13 protein-coding genes and 4 tRNA genes are annotated in these 15,557 nt (G+C 58.4%); 15 read left to right on the top strand and 2 right to left on the bottom strand.

Going from position 1 to position 15,557, the window contains the following annotated elements; translation table 11 throughout:
• Positions 1-6 precede the first annotated feature (6 nt).
• The 15 genes from wecB (at position 7) to GT756_RS24920 (ending at position 12,697) form a co-directional block, all read left to right on the top strand.
• The gene (wecB, locus tag GT756_RS24990) at positions 7-1,137 is read left to right on the top strand and encodes a non-hydrolyzing UDP-N-acetylglucosamine 2-epimerase (protein ID WP_072061006.1); all 1,131 of its coding nucleotides are present in this window, start codon (positions 7-9) and stop codon (positions 1,135-1,137) included.
• Positions 1,134-2,396: a UDP-N-acetyl-D-mannosamine dehydrogenase gene (wecC, locus tag GT756_RS24985; RefSeq protein WP_049092831.1), complete on the top strand. Its 1,263-nt coding sequence runs from the start codon at positions 1,134-1,136 to the stop codon at positions 2,394-2,396. Before wecB ends, wecC begins: the two co-directional genes overlap by 4 nt.
• Positions 2,393-3,460, top strand: a complete 1,068-nt coding sequence (rffG, locus tag GT756_RS24980) for a dTDP-glucose 4,6-dehydratase (RefSeq protein ID WP_023319442.1) — start codon at positions 2,393-2,395, stop codon at positions 3,458-3,460. The genes wecC and rffG overlap by 4 nt, the downstream gene beginning before the upstream one ends.
• Before the next feature lie 18 nt (positions 3,461-3,478).
• Positions 3,479-4,360, top strand: coding sequence for a glucose-1-phosphate thymidylyltransferase RfbA (gene rfbA / locus GT756_RS24975; protein ID WP_065878519.1), 882 nt, complete (start codon positions 3,479-3,481; stop codon positions 4,358-4,360).
• Positions 4,338-5,012, top strand: coding sequence for a dTDP-4-amino-4,6-dideoxy-D-galactose acyltransferase (gene rffC / locus GT756_RS24970; RefSeq protein ID WP_004886833.1), 675 nt, complete (start codon positions 4,338-4,340; stop codon positions 5,010-5,012). Before rfbA ends, rffC begins: the two co-directional genes overlap by 23 nt.
• Before the next feature lie 4 nt (positions 5,013-5,016).
• Positions 5,017-6,147, top strand: coding sequence for a dTDP-4-amino-4,6-dideoxygalactose transaminase (gene rffA / locus GT756_RS24965; RefSeq protein WP_004886831.1), 1,131 nt, complete (start codon positions 5,017-5,019; stop codon positions 6,145-6,147).
• 1 nt (position 6,148) lies between these two features.
• Entirely contained in the window at positions 6,149-7,399 is a 1,251-nt protein-coding gene (wzxE, locus tag GT756_RS24960; protein ID WP_004886828.1) for a lipid III flippase WzxE, read from the top strand.
• Positions 7,396-8,472: a TDP-N-acetylfucosamine:lipid II N-acetylfucosaminyltransferase gene (locus GT756_RS24955; protein WP_043521017.1), complete on the top strand. Its 1,077-nt coding sequence runs from the start codon at positions 7,396-7,398 to the stop codon at positions 8,470-8,472. The genes wzxE and GT756_RS24955 overlap by 4 nt, the downstream gene beginning before the upstream one ends.
• On the top strand, positions 8,469-9,815 hold the full coding sequence (wzyE, locus tag GT756_RS24950; RefSeq protein WP_017899404.1) for an ECA oligosaccharide polymerase: 1,347 nt from the start codon (positions 8,469-8,471) through the stop codon (positions 9,813-9,815). Before GT756_RS24955 ends, wzyE begins: the two co-directional genes overlap by 4 nt.
• 11 nt (positions 9,816-9,826) lie before the next feature.
• A complete protein-coding gene (wecG, locus tag GT756_RS24945) occupies positions 9,827-10,567 on the top strand; it encodes a lipopolysaccharide N-acetylmannosaminouronosyltransferase (RefSeq protein ID WP_160125117.1) in 741 nt (246 codons plus the stop codon).
• Positions 10,568-10,772: 205 nt separating this feature from the next.
• A complete protein-coding gene (locus GT756_RS24940; protein ID WP_004886813.1) occupies positions 10,773-12,158 on the top strand; it encodes an amino acid permease in 1,386 nt (461 codons plus the stop codon).
• 102 nt (positions 12,159-12,260) lie between these two features.
• Positions 12,261-12,337: transfer RNA gene (locus tag GT756_RS24935), tRNA-Arg, on the top strand.
• A 55-nt stretch (positions 12,338-12,392) separates the two neighbouring features.
• Positions 12,393-12,468 (top strand) — tRNA-His (locus tag GT756_RS24930).
• Between the two features lie 23 nt (positions 12,469-12,491).
• Positions 12,492-12,578, top strand: a tRNA-Leu gene (locus GT756_RS24925).
• Between the two features lie 42 nt (positions 12,579-12,620).
• Positions 12,621-12,697 (top strand) — tRNA-Pro (locus GT756_RS24920).
• Between the two features lie 461 nt (positions 12,698-13,158).
• Here the strand turns inward: GT756_RS24920 and hemY are convergent.
• Positions 13,159-14,355, bottom strand: a complete 1,197-nt coding sequence (hemY, locus tag GT756_RS24915; RefSeq protein ID WP_004886811.1) for a protoheme IX biogenesis protein HemY — start codon at positions 14,353-14,355, stop codon at positions 13,159-13,161.
• Between the two features lie 3 nt (positions 14,356-14,358).
• Entirely contained in the window at positions 14,359-15,549 is a 1,191-nt protein-coding gene (hemX, locus tag GT756_RS24910) for a uroporphyrinogen-III C-methyltransferase (protein WP_048293969.1), read from the bottom strand.
• Between the last annotated feature and the right edge of the window lie 8 nt (positions 15,550-15,557).

Raw genomic sequence — 15,557 nt, 5'->3', positions numbered from 1 at the left:
ATCGATGTGAAAGTACTAACTGTATTTGGCACGAGGCCGGAAGCCATCAAGATGGCTCCTCTGGTCCATGCGCTGGCAAAGGATCCTCATTTTGAGGCGAAAGTATGCGTGACCGCGCAGCATCGGGAGATGCTCGATCAGGTGTTGAAACTATTCTCCATCACCCCGGACTACGATCTCAACATCATGAAGCCGGGGCAGGGGCTCACCGAGATCACCTGCCGTATTCTTGAGGGGCTGAAGCCGGTCCTGGAGTCGTTTAAACCCGACGTGGTGCTGGTGCATGGCGATACCACCACCACGATGGCGGCGAGCCTGGCGGCGTTTTACCAGCGCATACCGGTGGGCCATGTAGAGGCGGGGCTGCGGACCGGCGATTTAAGTTCGCCGTGGCCGGAAGAGGGCAACCGTACGTTGACCGGGCATCTGGCGACGTACCACTTCGCCCCTACGGAAACCTCGCGGCAGAATCTCCTGCGGGAGAACATTGCCGACAGTCGCATCACGGTGACCGGTAATACCGTCATCGATGCTCTGTTCTGGGTGCGCGATCGGGTTCTGGGCGATGAAGCGCTACGGGAGACCTTGCTGCAGCGCTACCCTTTCATTAGCCACGGTAAAAAAATGATTCTGGTTACCGGCCATCGGCGGGAAAGCTTCGGCCGCGGTTTTGAGCAGATCTGCCAGGCGCTGGCGGAGATAGCCCATACCCACCCTGAGGTGCAGATTGTCTATCCGGTTCACCTGAATCCTAATGTCAGCGAACCGGTGAACCGTATTCTCGGCCATATCGACAACGTGATGTTGATTGAACCGCAGGACTACCTGCCGTTCGTCTGGTTGATGGATCGGGCCTGGCTCATCCTGACCGATTCCGGTGGCATTCAGGAAGAGGCGCCTTCCCTGGGGAAACCGGTGCTGGTCATGCGCGATATGACCGAACGTCCGGAAGCGGTGGCCGCCGGCACCGTGTGTCTGGTGGGCACTGACAGCCAGCGCATCGTCGCGGAAGTGACGCGACTGCTGGAGGATGATGCCGCATACCAGGCGATGAGCCGCGCGCATAATCCTTATGGCGATGGCGAAGCATGTCGTCGAATTTTGTCTGCACTTAAAAATAATCAGGTAACGCTATGAGTTTTTCTACCATTTCAGTGATTGGCCTTGGCTATATCGGGCTGCCAACCGCTGCCGCGTTCGCCTCCCGGCAGAAGCGGGTGGTCGGCGTTGATGTCAATCAACATGCCGTGGAGACCATTAACCGTGGAGAGATTCATATCGTGGAGCCGGATCTGGCGAGCGTGGTGAAGACCGCGGTCGAGCAGGGGTATTTAAGCGCCACCACCACCCCGGTGGCAGCGGATGCCTACCTGATTGCCGTGCCGACGCCGTTTAAAGATCGCCACGAGCCGGATATGGTGTTTGTCGAGTCGGCGGCAAAATCCATTGCGCCAACGTTAAAGAAAGGCTCGCTGGTGATCCTCGAGTCCACCTCGCCGGTCGGGTCGACCGAACAGATGGCTGAGTGGCTGGCGGAGATGCGCCCGGATCTTAGCTTCCCCCAGCAGGTGGGTGAAGCGGCGGACGTGAATATCGCCTACTGCCCGGAGCGGGTATTGCCCGGTCAGGTGATGGTCGAGCTGATTAAAAACGACCGCGTTATCGGGGGCATGTCGCCAGTCTGCTCCGCTCGCGCCAGCGAGCTGTATAAAATCTTCCTTGAAGGCGAATGTGTGGTGACCAACTCGCGCACCGCTGAGATGTGCAAGCTGACGGAAAACAGCTTCCGCGACGTCAACATCGCTTTTGCCAACGAGCTGTCGCTGATTTGCGCTGACCAGGGCATTAACGTCTGGGAGCTGATCCGCCTGGCGAACCGTCATCCTCGGGTGAATATCCTGCAGCCGGGTCCGGGCGTCGGCGGCCACTGTATCGCCGTCGACCCGTGGTTTATCGTGGCGCAGAACCCGCAGCAGGCGCGTCTGATCCGCACGGCCCGTGAGGTTAACGACCACAAGCCGGAATGGGTTATCGAACAGGTGAAAACGCAGGTAGCGGACTGCCTGAATGCCACCAACAAACGGGCCAGCGAACTGACCATTGCCTGTTTTGGCCTCGCCTTTAAGCCGAATATTGACGACCTGCGCGAAAGCCCGGCAATGGAAATTGCCGCGCAGATTGCCCGCTGGCACAGCGGCACGACGCAGGTGGTTGAGCCCAACATTCACGCGCTGCCGAAGAAGCTCGACGGTCTGTGTACGCTGGCGACCCTCGATGCGGCGCTGGCCAGCGCCGATGTGCTGGTGATGCTGGTCGATCACCATGAATTTAAAGCCGTTAGCGGCGATAGCGTCACCCAGGCGTATATCATCGACACCAAAGGAGTGTGGCGGTGAGAACCATTCTGGTCACCGGCGGCGCGGGCTTCATTGGTTCGGCGGTAGTGCGGGAGATTATCCAGCACACCGCCGATCGCGTGGTGGTGGTGGATAAACTGACCTACGCCGGCAATTTAATGTCGCTGGCGCCGGTGGCGCAGGATGCGCGTTTCGCCTTTGAACAGGTGGATATTTGCGACCGCGGCGAGCTTGATCGTATTTTCGTTCAGTATCAACCGGATACAGTGATGCACCTGGCGGCGGAAAGCCATGTCGATCGTTCGATTGACGGCCCGGCGGCGTTTATTGAAACCAATATCGTGGGCACCTATACGCTGCTGGAGGCGGCCCGAAGCTGGTGGAATACGCTGGCTACGGCGCAAAAATCGGCGTTTCGCTTCCATCATATCTCCACCGATGAAGTGTATGGCGATCTGCACGGCAGCGATGATTTCTTTACCGAGACCACGCCCTATGCGCCAAGCAGTCCCTATTCGGCCTCGAAAGCCAGCAGCGACCACCTGGTGCGCGCCTGGCTGCGAACCTATGGCCTGCCGACGCTTATCACCAACTGTTCGAACAACTACGGCCCGTATCACTTCCCCGAGAAGCTGATCCCGCTGACGATCCTCAACGCGCTGGCGGGCAAGCCGCTGCCGGTGTATGGCAATGGACAGCAGATCCGCGACTGGCTGTACGTGGAAGATCACGCCAGGGCGCTATATCTGGTGGCGACCCGCGGCGAACCGGGCGAGACTTACAATATCGGCGGTCATAACGAACGTAAAAACATCGAGGTGGTGGAAACCATTTGCGAATTGCTCGAAGCGCTGGCGCCGAATAAGCCGCAGGGCGTGGCGCACTATCGCGACCTGATCGCCTTTGTTGCCGACCGCCCGGGCCACGATCTGCGCTATGCCATTGATGCCTCGAAGATTGCCCGTGAGCTGGGCTGGACGCCGGCTGAGACCTTCACTTCCGGCATGCGTAAGACCGTGGCGTGGTATCTGGCGAACGAGACATGGTGGCGCCAGGTTCAGGACGGTAGCTATCAGGGCGAGCGTCTTGGGCTGCAAGGCTAATCATCTCTGGGGGGAATGATGAAAGGTATTATTCTGGCGGGGGGGTCCGGAACGCGACTGCATCCTATCACCCGCGGCGTGTCGAAGCAGCTGTTGCCGATCTACGATAAGCCGATGATCTACTACCCGCTGTCGGTATTAATGCTGGCCGGGATCCGTGAGATCCTGATCATCACCACGCCGGACGATCTGCGCGATTTCCAGCGCCTGCTCGGCGATGGTTCAGAGTTTGGCATTGCGCTGCACTATGCCGTACAGCCGTCGCCGGATGGTTTAGCCCAGGCGTTTATCATCGGCGAAGCCTTTCTTAACGGTGAACCGGCGTGCCTGGTGTTAGGCGACAACATCTTCTTCGGCCAGAGCTTCAGCCCCAAGCTGCGCAACGTGGCTGCCCGCACGGAAGGGGCGACGATTTTTGGCTATCAGGTGATGGATCCTGAACGCTTTGGCGTGGTGGAGTTTGATGACAACTTCCGCGCGCTGTCGCTGGAAGAGAAGCCGAAGCAGCCGAAGTCGAACTGGGCGGTCACCGGTCTCTATTTCTACGATGGCAAGGTGGCGGAGTACGCCAAACGGGTCAAGCCATCCGAGCGCGGCGAACTGGAAATCACCTCCATCAACCAGATGTACCTTGAAGATGGCGCATTAACCGTCGAACTGCTTGGACGCGGCTTTGCGTGGCTGGATACCGGCACCCACGATAGCTTGATCGAGGCCAGCATGTTTGTGCAGACCGTCGAGAAGCGTCAGGGCTTTAAAATCGCCTGTCTGGAAGAGATCGGCTGGCGCAACGGCTGGCTGGACGACGACGGCGTCAAACGCGCGGCGAAGCGGCTGGAAAAAACCGGCTACGGCCAATATCTGCTGGATCTGCTCCGTGCCCGTCCGCGCCAGTATTGATCCCCTGGAGTGGGAGAACCGCTTCTTTGCCGTTAACAGCGCCGTCGTTCACTTTGACGAGCGTGCACCGCTGCTGACGCCTGAGGCGCTGGCGGGGTGGTCGCGGGTGCAGGCGAAGGTAGCCGCCAGCGACACCGTCCGGCTCGACGCGCTGCAGCAGCTGGGTTTTCAGCTGGTGGAAGGCGAGGTCGATCTGGCGCTACCGGTGGGCAACCCTGCGGATGCGGGCGCCGACGTCGCCGTGGAGGCGGATATTGCGCCACTGCGCGAGCTGGCGGCGCAGGCCTTTGCCCTGAGCCGCTTTCGTGCGCCCTGGTACGCTGCCGATGCCAGCGGCCGCTTCTATGCCCAGTGGATTGAAAATGCGGTGCGCGGCACCTTCGATCATCAGTGCCTGATTTACCGCCATCCTGAGGGCGATATTCGCGCCTTTGTCTCCCTGCGCCAGCTCAATGCCACCGAGGCGCGTATCGGCCTGCTGGCCGGACGCGGCGCCGGGGCGCAGCTGATGCAGGCGGCGCGGTACTGGGCCGCTTCGCGCGGACTTTCTACACTGCGGGTGGCGACCCAGATGGGCAACACCGCCGCGCTTAAACGTTATATTCTCAGCGGTGCTAATGTGGAAAGCACCGCCTACTGGCTATACAGGTGACCTCATGATCCCATTTAACGCGCCACCGGTGGTTGGAACCGAGCTTGATTACATGCAGTCTGCGATGAACAGCGGCAAGCTGTGCGGCGACGGCGGCTTTACGCGCCGCTGTCAGCAGTGGATGGAGCAGCGTTTTGGCACGGCAAAAGCCCTGCTAACCCCTTCCTGCACGGCTTCGCTGGAGATGGCCGCGCTGCTGCTGGATATCCAGCCGGGCGACGAAGTGATTATGCCCAGCTATACCTTTGTCTCCACCGCCAATGCTTTTGTGCTGCGCGGGGCGAAAATCGTCTTCGTCGATATCCGTCGCGATACGATGAATATCGATGAAACGTTAATCGAAGCCGCTATCACCGATAAAACCCGGGCGATCGTCCCGGTGCATTACGCCGGCGTAGCTTGCGAGATGGATATCATCATGGCCATCGCCGACAAGTACAACCTGTTCGTGGTGGAAGATGCCGCGCAGGGGGTGATGTCCACCTACAAGGGGCGTGCGCTGGGCACCATCGGCCATATCGGCTGCTTCAGCTTCCATGAAACCAAAAACTATACCGCTGGCGGTGAGGGCGGGGCGACGCTCATCAACGATCGCACGCTGGTGGAGCGCGCGGAGATCATTCGCGAAAAAGGCACCAACCGCAGCCAGTTCTTTCGTGGCCTGGTGGATAAATATACCTGGCGGGACATTGGCTCCAGCTATCTGATGTCCGACCTGCAGGCCGCCTACCTGTGGGCGCAGCTGGAAGCGGCGGAGCGCATCAACCAACAGCGCCTGGCGCTGTGGCAGAACTACTATGACGCCCTGCTGCCGCTGGCACGCGCGGGACGTATCGAACTGCCGACGATCCCGGCCGACTGCGGGCAAAACGCGCACATGTTCTACATTAAGCTGCGCGATATCGAGGATCGCAGCAGGTTGATCGCCTGGCTGAAAGAGGCGGAGATCCTCGCGGTATTCCATTACATTCCTCTGCACAGCTGTCCGGCAGGCGAACACTTCGGCGAATTCCACGGTGAAGACCGCTATACCACCCAGGAGAGCGAGCGCCTGGTACGCCTGCCGCTGTTTTACAATCTGTCTGTGGTGAACCAGCGGACGGTGATTAACTCGCTGCTGAGCTACTTCTCCTGATATGTCGTTAGCAAAAGCTTCATTGTGGACGGCGGCATCGACGCTGGTCAAAATCGGCGCCGGGCTGTTGGTCGTCAAGCTGCTGGCCGTCTCGTTTGGGCCCGCGGGCGTTGGCCAGGCCGGTAACTTCCGGCAACTGGTCACCGTGCTCGGCGTGCTGGCCGGGGCCGGGATATTTAATGGCGTCACGAAGCTGGTGGCGCAGCATCACGACGATCCCCCGCGCCTGAAGCAGGTGGTGGGCACCTCGTCGGCGATGGTGCTTGGCTTTTCCACACTGCTGGCGCTGGTGTTTTTACTGGCCGCGGCGCCGATAAGCCAGGGGTTGTTCGGCCATACTCATTATCAGAATCTGGTACGGCTGGTGGCGCTGGTACAGATGGGGATCGCCTGGGCAAACTTCCTGCTGGCGCTGATGAAAGGCTTTCGCGATGCGGCGGGTAACGCCTTCTCGCTGATTGCCGGGAGCCTGATCGGCGTGGCGGCTTACTATGCTTGCTACGTGTTGGGAGGCTATCAGGGCGCGCTGCTGGGGCTGGCGTTAGTTCCGGCGCTGGTGGTGGTTCCGGCGGGTATTATGCTCTGGCGGCGGGGTAATATCCCGCTGAGCGCCTTGCGTCCGCGCTGGGATAACGGTCTGGCGGGACAGCTATCGAAATTTACCCTGATGGCGCTGATAACCTCAGTGACCCTGCCGGTGGCTTATGTGATGATGCGTAATCTGCTGGCGGCGCATTATGGCTGGGAGGCGGTGGGTATCTGGCAGGGGGTGAGCAGCATCTCTGATGCCTATCTGCAGTTTATTACCGCCTCGTTCAGCGTCTATCTCCTGCCGACGCTGTCGCGGCTGAGCGCCAAAACGGATATCACCCGCGAGATAGTCAAGTCGCTGAAATTCGTCCTGCCGGCAGTGGCGGCGGCGAGCCTGACGGTCTGGCTGCTGCGCGATTTTGCCATCTGGCTGCTGTTTTCCGATCGCTTTACCGCGATGCGTGACCTGTTCGCCTGGCAGCTGGTGGGCGACGTTTTAAAAGTAGGCGCCTACGTCTATGGCTATCTGGTGATCGCCAAAGCGTCGCTGCGTTTTTATATTCTGACGGAAATCAGTCAGTTCACACTGCTGACCGCATTCTCACACTGGCTTATACCGGCGCACGGCGCGGTTGGCGCGGCGCAGGCGTATATGGCCACTTATATTGTTTATTTCGCCCTTTGTAGTGGCGTGTTTTTACTCTGGCGTAAACGGGCATGACAGCACTGATACATGTACTGGGATCAGATATCCCGCATCATAACCAGACCGTACTGCGGTTCTTTAACGACGAACTGGCCGCCGATCCGCAGGCCAGGAGATTTATGATCGTCGGTGATGAGGCCAGCGTGCGTGATGGGTATCCGGCGCTGGACATCACCTGTTATCCGGGGAAGAAGTCGCTGGCGCAGGCGGTGATTGCGCAAGCCAAAGCCAACCGCCAGCAGCGCTTTTTCTTCCACGGCCAGTTCAATACCGGCCTGTGGCTGGCGCTGTTGGGCGGTGGTATCCGCCCGTCGCAGTTTAACTGGCATATCTGGGGGGCGGATCTGTACGAAAACGCCACCAGCCTGAAGTTCCGTCTGTTCTATCCGCTGCGCCGCCTGGCGCAGGGGCGGGTAGGGCGCGTTTTCGCCACCCGCGGCGATCTGAGCTGGTTCGCAAACCGTCATCCGCGCGTCCCGGGCGAACTGCTCTATTTCCCGACCCGAATGGATCCGGCGCTGAATACCCTGGCCGAAAACGCGCCGCGCGGCGACACGCTGACCATTCTGGTGGGTAACTCCGGGGATCGCAGCAATGAACATATTGCCGCGATGAAGGCTATTCATCAGCAGTTTGGCGATACGGTAAACGTCATCGTGCCGATGGGCTATCCGGCGAATAACGAGGCCTATATCAATGAGGTTCGTGAGGCGGGGGCGGCGCTGTTTAGCGGTGAGCATCTGCAGATCCTCAGCGAGAAACTGGAGTTTCATGATTATCTGGCGCTGCTGCGCCGCTGCGATCTGGGCTATTTCCTGTTCGCGCGTCAGCAGGGGATCGGCACCCTGTGCCTGCTGATTCAGGCGGGCATTCCCTGCGTGCTCAACCGCGAAAACCCGTTCTGGCAGGATATGACCGAGCAGCATGTGCCGGTGCTGTTCACCAGCGATGCGCTGGACGTCAGCGTGGTGCGCGAAGCGCAGCGCCAACTGGCGAGCGTGGATAAGTCGGGTATCGCTTTCTTCCGGCCGAACTATCTGACGGGCTGGCAGCGGGCGCTACGGTTAGCGGCGGAGGGGCTGGCATGACGTTAATGCAATTTAGCGGGCTGCTGGTAGTCTGGCTGCTGTCGACGCTGTTTATCGCTACCGCCACCTGGTTTGAGTTCCGCCGGGTACGCTTCAACTTCAACGTCTTTTTCTCGTTGCTGTTTCTGCTGACTTTCTTCTTCGGTTTCCCGCTGACCAGTATTCTGGTGTTCCGCTTTGACGTCAGCGTGGCGCCGCCGGAGATTTTGCTGCAGACGCTGCTGATCGCGGTGTGCTTCTACGCGATTTACTACGTGACCTATAAAACGCGGCTGCGTCCGGCATCGCGTGAGGTTGCGCGTCGGCCGCTGTTCACCATGAACCGGGTAGAAACCCATCTGGCGTGGGGCATTTTGATGGGGCTGGCGCTGCTGTGCGTTGGCATCTTCTTCGCCCACAACGGTTTCCTGCTGTTTAAGCTCAACTCCTACAGCCAGATTTTCTCTGCTGAAGTCTCCGGCGTGGCGTTGAAGCGCTTCTTCTACTTCTTTATTCCGGCGATGCTGGTGGTCTATTTCCTGCGCCAGGATTATAAGGCGTGGATCTTCTTCCTCGTCAGCACGGTGGCCTTTGGTTTGCTGACCTACGCTATCGTCGGCGGGACGCGCGCCAATATCATCATCGCCTTCGCCATCTTCCTGTTTATCGGCATTATTCGCGGTTGGATCAGCCTGTGGATGCTGGCGGCGGCGGGCGTGCTGGGCATCGTCGGCATGTTCTGGCTGGCGCTGAAACGCTACGGGATGAACGTCAGCGGCGACGAAGCGTTTTATACCTTCCTCTATCTCACACGCGATACCTTCTCGCCGTGGGAGAACCTGGCGCTGCTGCTGCAAAACTACGACAAGATCGATTTTCAGGGTCTGGCGCCGATGATCCGCGATTTCTACGTCTTTATCCCCAGCTGGATGTGGCACGGTCGCCCGACGATGGTGCTCAATACCGCCAACTACTTTACCTGGGAAGTATTAAACAACCATTCGGGGCTGGCGATTTCGCCGACGCTGATTGGCTCGCTGGTGGTGATGGGCGGCGTCTGGTTTGTGCCGCTGGGCGCCGTGGCGGTCGGGTTGATTATTAAATGGTTCGACTGGCTGTATGAGCTGGGCAACCGGGAGAGCAATCGCTATAAAGCGGCTATCCTGCACAGTTTCTGTTTCGGCGCTATCTTCAACATGATAGTGCTGGCGCGCGAGGGCCTGGATTCGTTCGGCTCCCGCGTGGTGTTTTTCCTCGTGATCTTTGGTATCTGCTTGCTGGCGGCGAAACTGCTGTACTGGTTCCTGGATAGCGTGGGACTGATTCATAAGCGCGTAAAACCGCTTTCGCAACCGCAAGTCTGAGAAGGATGGACATGACTGGGACCATTTCCGCGCCGTTGTACCTGTTAAGAGGGCTGCAGCTCATAGGCTGGCGCGATATGCAGCACGCTCTGGATTATTTGTATGCCGACGGCGTTCTCCGCGAGGGGACGCTGGTGGCGATTAATGCCGAGAAAATGCTGGCCGTAGAGGATAACCCGGAGGTGCGGGCGCTGATTGAGGCGGCGGAGTTTAAATATGCGGATGGCATCAGCGTGGTGCGTTCGCTGCGTAAAAAATATCCGCAAGCCCAGGTGTCCCGCGTGGCAGGGGCCGATCTCTGGGAAGCGTTAATGCATCGCGCCGGCGCTGAAGGCACACCGGTGTTTTTGGTCGGCGGTAAACCTGAAGTCCTGGCGCAGACGGCGTCCAGCCTGCGCCAGCGCTGGCAGGTGAATATCGTCGGCACCCAGGACGGCTATTTTGCTCCTGAACAGCGCCAGGCATTATTCGAACGCATTCGCGACAGCGGGGCGAAAATCGTCACCGTCGCCATGGGGTCCCCGCGTCAGGAGATCTTTATGCGCGACTGTCGGCGTCTGTACCCGCACGCGCTGTATATGGGCGTCGGCGGCACTTACGATGTTTTCACCGGGCACGTGCATCGGGCGCCGAAGTTCTGGCAGGATCTGGGGCTGGAATGGTTCTATCGTCTGCTTTTACAGCCGAGCCGCATCAAGAGACAGTTCCGCCTACTGCGCTATTTACGTTGGCATTATTCCGGTAAGCTCTGATATTCCACTGCAACCAGGCGAGTTTGCATACATATTCTGTGTAATCTCTTCACTCGCCTGATACTTTATTTGCCATTTCCGCAAAATTAATTAACCATTCGCAGGCTTTATACGCGCGGGGGAGACCTGCGCGTCGGCAAGGCTATGAGTTCAGTTAATAACAATAACCGGGAGTACCCGGAATACGGCAAACACAAGAGGATATATGACTGAGAAAAAAGCGGAGCTCCAGCGTGGACTGGAGGCCCGGCATATTGAACTGATCGCCCTTGGTGGGACGATTGGCGTGGGGTTGTTTATGGGGGCGGCCAGTACGCTGAAGTGGGCTGGACCTTCCGTGCTGCTGGCGTACATTATCGCTGGCCTGTTCGTCTTTTTCATTATGCGCTCAATGGGCGAAATGCTGTTCCTTGAGCCCGTCACCGGCTCTTTCGCGGTGTATGCGCATCGCTATATGAGCCCCTTCTTCGGCTACCTGACCGCGTGGTCGTACTGGTTTATGTGGATGGCGGTGGGCATCTCGGAGATTACCGCCATCGGCGTCTATGTGCAGTTCTGGTTCCCGGAGATGGCGCAGTGGATACCGGCATTAATTGCCGTGGGGCTGGTGGCGCTGGCAAACCTCGCGGCGGTCCGGCTGTACGGTGAAATCGAGTTCTGGTTCGCCATGATTAAAGTGACCACCATTATTGTGATGATCGTCGTGGGCCTGGGCGTCATTTTCTTCGGCTTTGGCAACGGCGGCCACTCCATCGGTTTTGGCAACCTGACCGAACATGGCGGTTTCTTTGCCGGCGGCTGGAAGGGCTTCCTGACGGCGCTGTGTATCGTGGTTGCGTCATATCAGGGCGTGGAGCTCATCGGCATTACCGCAGGTGAAGCGAAAAATCCGCAGGTCACGTTACGCAGCGCGGTGGGCAAAGTGCTGTGGCGGATCCTGATTTTCTACGTCGGCGCGATTTTCGTTATCGTCACCATCTTCCCATGGGATCAAATCGGCTCCAACGGCAGCCCGTTCGTACTGACGTTTGCCAAAATCGGTATTACCGCTGCGGCGGGGATTATCAACTTCGTGGTGCTGACGGCGGCGCTTTCCGGCTGCAACAGCGGGATGTACAGCTGCGGACGTATGCTGTACGCCCTGGCGAAGAACCGTCAGCTGCCGGCGGCGATCGGTAAGGTATCGCGCAACGGCGTTCCTGCCGTCGGCGTGGCGCTGTCGATTCTGATCCTGCTGGTAGGCTCCTGCCTGAATTACATCATTCCTAATCCCCAGCGGGTATTTGTCTATGTCTATAGCGCCAGCGTCCTGCCGGGGATGGTGCCGTGGTTTGTGATCCTGATTAGCCAGCTGCGTTTCCGTCGCGTACATCAGGCAGCGATAGCCAGCCATCCGTTCCGTTCGCTGCTGTTTCCGTGGGCCAACTATTTCACCATGGCTTTCCTGATCTGCGTGCTGGTCGGGATGGGGCTGAATGATGAAACCCGGATGTCGCTCTTTGTCGGTATTATTTTCCTTGCTGCCGTTACCCTGATTTATAAGGTGTTTGGCCTCGGAAGACAGGGACAAATCAATAATCCGGCTGAATAAGCGTCAAAACGAACAAAGCATGAGCAAACGATAATTTTCTTTAAAAAGGCACTAGACAGCGGGGGAGGAAGTCCGTATTATCCGACCCCGCAACGGCGCTAAGCGCCCGTAGCTCAGCTGGATAGAGCGCTGCCCTCCGGAGGCAGAGGTCTCAGGTTCGAATCCTGTCGGGCGCACCATTAACCCGGTGCTGGAGCTGCGGTGGTTTTAATACCGCGTAAAAGGTTTGCAGTGGTGGCTATAGCTCAGTTGGTAGAGCCCTGGATTGTGATTCCAGTTGTCGTGGGTTCGAATCCCATTAGCCACCCCATTATTTGATAGAGTTGTGAATTTGCGAAGGTGGCGGAATTGGTAGACGCGCTAGCTTCAGGTGTTAGTGTTCTTACGGACGTGGGGGTTCAAGTCCCCCCCCTCGCACCACGACTTTAACGAATTGAACTAAAAATTCAAAAAGCAGTATTTCGGCGAGTAGCGCAGCTTGGTAGCGCAACTGGTTTGGGACCAGTGGGTCGGAGGTTCGAATCCTCTCTCGCCGACCAATTTTGAACCCCGCTTCGGCGGGGTTTTTTGTTTTCTGTTACTTCCTGCCATGACTTATTCCCCTGATCTTGCTGATAAAAAATCTTCTCTTTGCTTAAGAATACGCGTCAGGAAAACTCTCAATTCATCACTGTGGTAGATGCAATTTCCCCGGATCCTGTGCGATAATAACCGGGTAGATGCTCATTCCATCTCTTATGTTCGCCTTCGTGCCTCATAAACTCCGGAATGATGCAGAGCCGTTCTTACGGTGCTTATCGTCCACTGACAGATGTCGCATTTATGCCTCATCAAACACCATGGACATTACGTTGAGTGAAGCACCCAATTTGTTGTCAAACAGACCTGTTTTAACGCCTGCCCTGATTTCAGCGCAGGCGTTTTTTTCTTTCAGGGGATCGTCAACGCGAAGGCGGGGGAGAAGCGCTATCGCCCCGCAGGAGGCGATAGCCAGACCAGGTTATTGCTGAGGGTTATTCTGCAGCGTCAGCAGCAGGCCATCGCGGCGCATGGTGGCCGCTTCCTCCGGCTGATGCAGGCGATCCAGGGCATCGGCCAGCCAGGCGTAATCAAAGGCATCCGGACGCTGCTTAAGCGCGGCGCGGAAGGCGATGCTGGCCTCCTGCCATTCACCGTGCCGCATCAGCGACTGGCCCAGGGTGCTCCACAGCAGCGGACGGTCGCCAACGGCTTTGATCTGTTGGCGCAGTACTTTCTCCAGCTGTTCCGGGTTATTGGTCTTCAGGCGCGGGATCGGCATCACCAGACGGTCGTCATACTGTTTCTTCAGACCATCAATGATAATTTGCTGCGCGGTATCGTGATCGTCGCTCTCGATGAGGCGCTCGGCCATCGCCACCTGCAGCGGCACCAGCGCCCGCGTTTTACGGCTCTGGTTGCGCCACCATTCACGCAGCCCCTCGCTGCCGCCATCGGCCAGCGCTTTGTCCATCAGGCCAACCCACGCCAGCTGTTCCAGCGCGGCGCGGTGCTCTTCATCGCCGACGTTAGCTTTCGCCATCGACGGAATGATATCCAGCAGCGACTGCCAGGCGCCGGTGCGGGTATAAGCCTGTTCGGCGAGGCGTAGCACTTCCGGATGACGCGGGGTGATCTCCAGCAGCTTATCGATGCCATGGCGCGCGGCGTGATTTTCATTGCGCGCCAGCTGCAGGCGAACGCGGGTGATTTCCACCGGGATCAGATCATCGCCCGCCAGTTCTGTGGCGCGCTCCAGATGCTGGTTAGCCCGCGCTTCATCGCCGCGCTGCTGGGCCGCTTCCGCCGCCAGCAGATAGTTCACCACCGGCTGTTCGGCGTGATCGGCGTTTTTCGCCATCAGCTTCTCAACCTGCTGGTAATCACCTTCCGCCAGCTTAAGCAGCGCCTGCTCGGTTTGCTTACGCGCGCGACGGCGTTTACGGCCGACAAACCAGCCGCGCGTATGCGCCCCGGTGCGGAAAATGCGGCGCAGCAGCCATTCAATGGCGAACAGCACCACCATGGCGAGGATCAGGATAATCACCAGCCCGGTCACGCTGGTCTCGATATTGTAGTTATCAGTCTGGATCAGGACGTAGCCCTGATGGCCGGCGATCATCGGGCCAAGCACGATCCCGGCGATCAACAGTGCGAAGAGTAAAAGAATTTTCAGCATGCGTTACTCTCCTTGCGGCGCAGCGGGGGCGGCCGGTGCAGCAGGTGCAGACGGTGCAGGTGCGGGCGCGCCGCCCGCGGAAACGGCAGGCTGCGCCATCAGATTACGCACCCGGGTCTGCATCAGTTTTTCCAGCAACGCCTGGCTCTGCAGCGTCTCCGGCACCGTCATGGTAATGCTTTGCTGACTGAGTTTATCCACCTCTTCAAGGAAGGCTTTAGTGGTGGCGTCATCGGTATCGTAATAGGCGCGTACCCAGGTCGAGACGTTATCCAGCGACTGTTTCCAGGTCTCTTCCTGATGACGCGGCACCGCCTGCGCGGCGACCAGCAGGCGAGAGCGAATATTTTCCCGCAGATAGATATCCTGATTCGGCGCCAGCAGCGGGACCGCCGTTTCATCGCGGCGGCGCACGGTGATAAAGCTGTCCATAAAATTCTGCCAGCTTTTCTGCAGATTGATGCGCCATTCGCTGATGGAGCTGGAGAGCTCATCGCTATCAGAATCCATCGGCGAATCGTCATCGTTATTATCCGCCAGCCGCAGGTTATCGATTTGGTTCGCCAGCTGATTAACCTTGAGGATCATGCCGTCGTAGTCCACCTGGTTCACCGCGGAGAGAGTGGCGATGTCGTCGGTAATCGCCCGGCGGGCGCCGATCAGGCTCGGGTCATTCATGTCGGCGAGACTGGCGTCGGCGCTTTTCAGCAGCGCAGCGGCGGTAGTGACATCCTGATCGCTCCACAGCTTACGTCCCGCCAGCTTGACGAGGAAGTCGGCCTGGGCCAGCAGCCAGGTTTTGGCGTCGCTACCGGAAATGACTGCCACTTTTTGCTGGACTTCGTCCAGCTGTTTGGCCAGCGTCTCCTGCTGGTGTTTGGCTTCGTTTAGCTGGTCGGCCTGCTGTTTGATAATGCCTTCCAGTTCGCTTTTTTGGCTCTCCTGCGCTTTTTGCAGCGCCGCGACCTGGCTTGATAATTCAGAGGTGGTTTCGTTTTGACGCGAGGCCTGCTGTTTGTTCAGGCCATACAGACCGATACCGGCGGCTATCGCAATGGCGATAGCGATCGCGCTGAGCGCCAGGCTGGTTTTGTTGCCAGCCTTCTTCTTATCAGTGTTCTCTGGCTGTGGTGTGGTCTCCACGGCCTCCCTGGTCTCTTCAACCACGGCGGATTGATTTTGTTGTTCCGTCATTATGGCTT

The organism is Klebsiella sp. Q2 (genome assembly GCF_009900705.1).
In the GTDB taxonomy this organism is placed as follows: domain Bacteria; phylum Pseudomonadota; class Gammaproteobacteria; order Enterobacterales; family Enterobacteriaceae; genus Klebsiella; species Klebsiella quasipneumoniae.
This window is presented reverse-complemented; position numbering and strand designations above follow the sequence as displayed.

What these genes read in the sequence shown, in the direction of transcription:
- wecC (WP_049092831.1), top strand. Translation starts at nt 1,134, where the DNA reads ATGAGTTTTTCTACCATTTCAGTGATTGGCCTTGGCTATATCGGGCTG.
- rfbA (WP_065878519.1), top strand. Translation starts at nt 3,479, where the DNA reads ATGAAAGGTATTATTCTGGCGGGGGGGTCCGGAACGCGACTGCATCCT.
- rffA (WP_004886831.1), top strand. Translation starts at nt 5,017, where the DNA reads ATGATCCCATTTAACGCGCCACCGGTGGTTGGAACCGAGCTTGATTAC.
- wzxE (WP_004886828.1), top strand. Translation starts at nt 6,149, where the DNA reads ATGTCGTTAGCAAAAGCTTCATTGTGGACGGCGGCATCGACGCTGGTC.
- GT756_RS24955 (WP_043521017.1), top strand. Translation starts at nt 7,396, where the DNA reads ATGACAGCACTGATACATGTACTGGGATCAGATATCCCGCATCATAAC.
- wzyE (WP_017899404.1), top strand. Translation starts at nt 8,469, where the DNA reads ATGACGTTAATGCAATTTAGCGGGCTGCTGGTAGTCTGGCTGCTGTCG.
- wecG (WP_160125117.1), top strand. Translation starts at nt 9,827, where the DNA reads ATGACTGGGACCATTTCCGCGCCGTTGTACCTGTTAAGAGGGCTGCAG.
- GT756_RS24940 (WP_004886813.1), top strand. Translation starts at nt 10,773, where the DNA reads ATGACTGAGAAAAAAGCGGAGCTCCAGCGTGGACTGGAGGCCCGGCAT.
- hemY (WP_004886811.1), bottom strand. Translation starts at nt 14,355, where the DNA reads ATGCTGAAAATTCTTTTACTCTTCGCACTGTTGATCGCCGGGATCGTG.
- hemX (WP_048293969.1), bottom strand. Translation starts at nt 15,549, where the DNA reads ATGACGGAACAACAAAATCAATCCGCCGTGGTTGAAGAGACCAGGGAG.